Raw genomic sequence first — 4,862 nt, forward strand, 5'->3', positions numbered from 1 at the left:
CGGTGATCGCTTCCGGGGTAATCGGGGCGGGGTTACTCTGCTGGCTGATGCCGCCGGAAAAGATCGTCTATGCGCTGGGCGCCAAGAGCCGCTGGTGGTCGTGGCGGATATTCATCGTGGGCCGCAGCCTGCCATTCCTCGCCGTGGGCTTCCTGATCTGGCAGTTTCTCGCGGGGTGACAAGACGCGAACCACCCCCGCAAGCGTGTCGCGGAGGTGGTCAAAGCAGGTAGAACCATGCGGTATGGTCAGGCGATCAGTTACCGAAATCGATGGAGCCGGGGCCCGGGCAGCGGGTCATGGCGCCGCCGTCATCGACGCTGATATTGGGATCGAACTCGGCCTCATCGGCACCCGGGCGGTAGACGGTCGCACCGCTGCGACCGCCTTCGGCGACGAGGATCGTCAATCCGGATTCATCGGCGGCGGCCTGCAGGTCTGCGGCAGAATACGTGCCGCGCGGACCGGTAATGGCCACGTGACCGCCGGGCTCGACGATATCACCGCTGAAGTCCTTCAGCTTGGCGGCAAGGTCATTGAGCGCGTCATAATCCGAATCGTGGACAAGGATCACTGACGGCGCATGGTCGCGACCGACGAATGCGTTCTCCTGACGCGCACGATCGACAAGAAAGTCGAGATCGAAGCCCCCAAGACGCATAACCGCAGGGCTTTCGAGATCAGGGATCCCGGTACAGGCGATAAGCTGGGCTTGCGTGGCACCCAGGCTGTTCAGCCCTTTGATGGGAGGGGGTTCCGCCTTGGAAGCCAATTCGAAGCCGGAAGACGGGGCAGCCGTTTTCGCGTCAGGAGTTGACATGGACGGGAGAGGAGCAAGTGGTGCAATCATGGATACCTCATTAATGTAGAATAAAAATTAATTAACGATGCTCAATTATCATTTCTGAAAAAAATTTCAATGTTTTTTTGCGCTCGGGAAGCGTTTTCCCGGGCCTGCCTGCATCGCCCGGCGACCTCGACCGCGCGCTGCTCCGTCATATCCGGGAATCATCAACTCACATCATCGCCACGGCAAGCCACGGCGTGGTGCGCGGAAACACGAGGATGGCGCCGAAGGCCAGCGCAACGCCGTAGGGCACGCCGTTCGCCGGATTGTGCAGTCGCTCGATCCAGTCGACCCGCTGGGCTGTAGCCGGCAAGGGCAGGCGGCGCATCAGCAGGATGAAGATCGTCAGGATGCCGCCGAAGATCGCGGCAATGAAGAAGTATTCGATCATCAGGCTGAAACCGACCCACAGACAGGTCGCAGCCGCAAGCTTCACATCGCCGCCACCAACCCAGCCGGCGGCGAACATCGCAATGCCGATGGCGAGGATCAGCGCCCCGGCTGCGACATGCATGGCGATTGTCCACCAGTCCAGTCCAAGAAACGGGACGGTCACGACGAACAATCCGCCCAGCGCCAGCGACAGCCAGTTCGGGATCGTCATCGTGAAGACGTCGTAGATCGCTGCGAGGATGATCAGCGCCGGACCGGCGAGAACAAGAATGGTGAGGATCGACATGGCAGACTCGCATCACATTGCTGAAACGGGCCCGCACATCGTCCGATGCAAACCCGGCCCTGAGTTCTCCTGCCAAGGATGCACGCCAATGACGAATATCCGGTAAAGCCGGATCGAGACCCCGGGAACCAAAACCACTGTCAGCGAGTCCCGCTGCGATTTTGCCCTGACCACCCTGCGGCGTGATGACACATCCGTGAGCGGATGTGAGCGCACGAACACAAGAGCGTGCGCGGCGTAACGAAATGCGGTGCCGGCACGAACCCCTTCACGGAAGCTGACGCGGTTTCCGTCACGCAACACAGAAGGGAATGACTCATGTCGGATAGAAAGCTGCACACCAAATCACTGGCGCTCGCCGGTTCCGTCGCCATGGCGCTGAGCTTCGCCGCTGTCCCCGGCGCGGCGCATGCCGACGAAATGGAGAAGTGCTACGGCATCTCTCTGGCCGGCGAGAACGATTGCGCCGCCGGCCCCGGCACAACCTGCGCCGGCACTTCCACTGTTGATTACCAGGGCAATGCCTGGACCCTCGTTCCCGCCGGGACCTGCGCGGATATCGATACGCCCCACGGCCCCGGCTCGCTGGAAGAAATCGAACGCCCGGCCTGATCCTGGCGCGCGGCTGACGCTTCGAGCGGAGCGATGGATGCCGGCGTTCCCCTCTCCCTTGCGGAGAGGGGACAGGGGTGAGGGTGGAACCGCGACGTTTCCCGGTGATGCAATTCGCCCTGCATCAGCGCCCCTCACCCCCGGCCCCTCTCCTCGGAGGGAGAGGGGAGATCACGCTTCATCGGGCGCGCGGGTGACGAACAGAGCGTCGAGAAAAGGAGAGTGGCATGAATATGACAAGCAACGCCTCCCATCTGCCGGAAGGCGTCGGGATCGGGTTCAAGGCGGAGCATTTCGAGGCACTCACCGCGCAAAGGCGCGATCTCGCCTTCATCGAGATCCATGCCGAGAACTACATGGCTGCAGGCGGCCCGGTGCATCGACGGCTGGAGCGGTTGCGGGCGGATTATGCGCTCTCCATGCATGGTGTCGGCCTGTCGATCGGCGGAGCCGGCCCGCTCGATGCGGATCATCTCACGCGCCTCGCGAGCCTCTGCGAGCGCTATCAGCCGGAGAGCTTCTCAGAGCATCTCGCCTGGTCGAGCCATGACAATGCCTTTCTCAACGACCTGCTGCCATTGCCCTATACGCAGGCGACGCTCGCCATCATCTGCGATCACATCGACCAGGTGCAGGAGCGATTGGGGCGGCAGATGCTGCTCGAGAATCCTTCGACCTACGTCGCCTTCGCCGAGAATACATTCGGAGAAACGCAGTTCTTGCGCGAGATCGTCGCGCGCACCGGCTGCGGCCTCCTGCTCGACGTCAACAATGTCTTTGTCTCCGCCGTCAATCACGGGCTCGACGCGCGCGCCTATCTTGCGGATTTCCCGTTTGCCGCCGTCGGCGAGATCCATCTCGGCGGCCATGACGCGGATACGCTGCCCGACGGTTCACCGCTTCTGATCGATGCCCACGGCTCTCCCGTGGCCGATCCGGTCTGGACACTCTATGCGGAAACCCTCGCGCGCACCGGGCGGGCACCGACCCTGATCGAATGGGACAACGACGTGCCCGACTTCGCGATCCTGATGGCGGAAGCGGAACGCGCGCGGGCCGTTCTCGACGCGGCGCGCGCATCGGGAGGCCGTCATGTCGATGCCGCATGATGCGCCGGTCGCAGGCGAAGCCGCCTTCGCGCGCGCATTGTTCGACGATGCGCTGCCCGCCGGCCTCGCCCCCTATCCGCCCGCGATCGCGCAAGCACGTTTCGCGGTCTATCGCAACAATGTCGCGAGCAGCCTGATCAAGGCGCTCAAAGCGCGGTTCCCGGTGATCGAACGCCTCGTCGGCGCGACCTTCTTCAAGGGTGTCGCCCATGCCTTCATCCGGGCGCATCCGCCGCGTTCGCCGGTCCTGATGGAATATGGCGACGTTTTCCCCGCCTTCCTCGCCGCCTTCCCGCCGGCGCAGAGCCTGCCTTATCTCGCCGATGTGGCACGCATCGAATATGCGCGCGGCGAGGCCTATCGCGCCGCCGATTCCGAGCCGGTCGCGCCCGCCGCGCTGGCGGAATTCGCACAAGCTGATCCGGGCGCCTTGCGCATCACGCTGCATCCGAGCCTGCGCCTCGTTGCCTCGGACTACCCCGCCTTCACCATCTGGCGAATGAACCAGCCGGGCGCGACGCCGCAGCGGATCACCGCGCCGCAGCCCGAGACCACGCTGGTCGCGCGCCCGCATGACGCCGTGATCACGCTCGCCGTATCACCCGGCGAAGCCGCCTTCATCGCCGCGCTGCAAGCCGATCCGGATTTCGCCGAGGCCGCCGAATCCGCCCATGCGCGCGATCGCGCCTGCGAACCCGGTCTCGCCCTCGGGCGCGCCCTCTCGCTCGGCCTCGTGAGCGCGCTCACCCTCGACAATTCGACAACCTCGACCGGAGACCAGCCATGAATGCCGTCGAAACCCCCGCCGCCCAGAGCGCCAGACCACCGCTCGTCCAGCGCCTTGCCGCCTGGATCGAGAGCGGAAACGGCATCATGGCGAAAACCCCGCATGAACTGATCGCGCTGGCGGCCCGCATCTTCCCCGCCGCCGTGTTCTGGCTGAGCGGACGCACCAAGGTCGATGGCTTTTCCTTGAAGGATTCGACCTTCTTTCTCTTCGAGCATGAATACGCCCTGCCGATCATCGATCCGGCGCTCGCGGCCTATCTGGCGACCATGGCCGAGCACGTCTTCCCGGTGCTCCTCGTGATCGGCCTCGCCACGCGCTACGCGGCGCTGTCGCTCCTGATCATGACGGCTGTGATCCAGATCTTCGTCTATCCCGGTGCCTGGGTGACGCACGGGCTCTGGGCGGTGGCGTTCCTCTATGTGGTGGCACGCGGCCCCGGCATGCTCTCCCTCGATGCACTGATCGCGCGGCGCTATCGCAAGACATGATCGCAGCGTGTGCCAAATACCTCGTGTCGTTCCGGGCCCCGTGCGGGCCTGGAATCGCCGTGACGGTCAATTCCCGTTAACCGGAATCCCCAAATTCGCCATGATCACGCCGCGCGGCGGTCGCGTTCCGCATCGAATGTCCTGCTCATCGCAAGGACGCGATGCCATCAGACATGCGAGACGAGTTTGAGATCATGATTGCCGCGCAGATGAACGACCCCGCTCCGATTGTGCCCGCCATGCCCGTTCCGGCACCAGTGCAGATCGGCACGATCCATGAACTGCAGCCTGATCCGCCCGCCCGCGCGCCGACGGAGTCGACCGCGTCGGGCGAACCG

General features: G+C 64.0%; 6 protein-coding genes. 4 read left to right on the forward strand and 2 right to left on the reverse strand.

Annotated features, from left to right (window positions below):
* Positions 1 to 255: 255 nt before the first annotated feature.
* Both VKP01_RS15425 and VKP01_RS15430 read right to left on the reverse strand, forming a co-directional pair.
* Positions 256 to 849 carry a hypothetical protein gene (locus VKP01_RS15425; RefSeq protein ID WP_324413838.1) on the reverse strand — a complete coding sequence of 198 codons (594 nt, stop codon included), beginning with the start codon at positions 847 to 849 and terminating at the stop codon, positions 256 to 258.
* 166 nt (positions 850 to 1,015) lie between these two features.
* Positions 1,016 to 1,525, reverse strand: coding sequence for an A24 family peptidase (locus tag VKP01_RS15430; RefSeq protein ID WP_324413840.1), 510 nt, complete (start codon positions 1,523 to 1,525; stop codon positions 1,016 to 1,018).
* 318 nt (positions 1,526 to 1,843) lie between these two features.
* On the opposite strand from VKP01_RS15430, the gene VKP01_RS15435 reads away from it, so the two are divergent.
* The 4 genes from VKP01_RS15435 to VKP01_RS15450 all read left to right on the forward strand — a co-directional run bounded on the left by VKP01_RS15435 (position 1,844) and on the right by VKP01_RS15450 (position 4,524).
* Complete coding sequence (locus VKP01_RS15435) at positions 1,844 to 2,137, forward strand: DUF2282 domain-containing protein (protein WP_324413843.1); 294 nt, start codon at positions 1,844 to 1,846, stop codon at positions 2,135 to 2,137.
* Positions 2,138 to 2,370: 233 nt separating this feature from the next.
* Positions 2,371 to 3,246, forward strand: coding sequence for a DUF692 domain-containing protein (locus tag VKP01_RS15440; protein ID WP_324413849.1), 876 nt, complete (start codon positions 2,371 to 2,373; stop codon positions 3,244 to 3,246).
* Positions 3,230 to 4,033, forward strand: coding sequence for a DNA-binding domain-containing protein (locus tag VKP01_RS15445; protein ID WP_324413845.1), 804 nt, complete (start codon positions 3,230 to 3,232; stop codon positions 4,031 to 4,033). The genes VKP01_RS15440 and VKP01_RS15445 overlap by 17 nt, the downstream gene beginning before the upstream one ends.
* Entirely contained in the window at positions 4,030 to 4,524 is a 495-nt protein-coding gene (locus VKP01_RS15450) for a DoxX family protein (RefSeq protein ID WP_324413847.1), read from the forward strand. Before VKP01_RS15445 ends, VKP01_RS15450 begins: the two co-directional genes overlap by 4 nt.
* The last annotated feature ends 338 nt before the right edge of the window (positions 4,525 to 4,862 follow it).

Origin of the sequence: Saliniramus sp., from assembly GCF_035311605.1 — a bacterium.
GTDB lineage: Bacteria > Pseudomonadota > Alphaproteobacteria > Rhizobiales > Beijerinckiaceae > Saliniramus.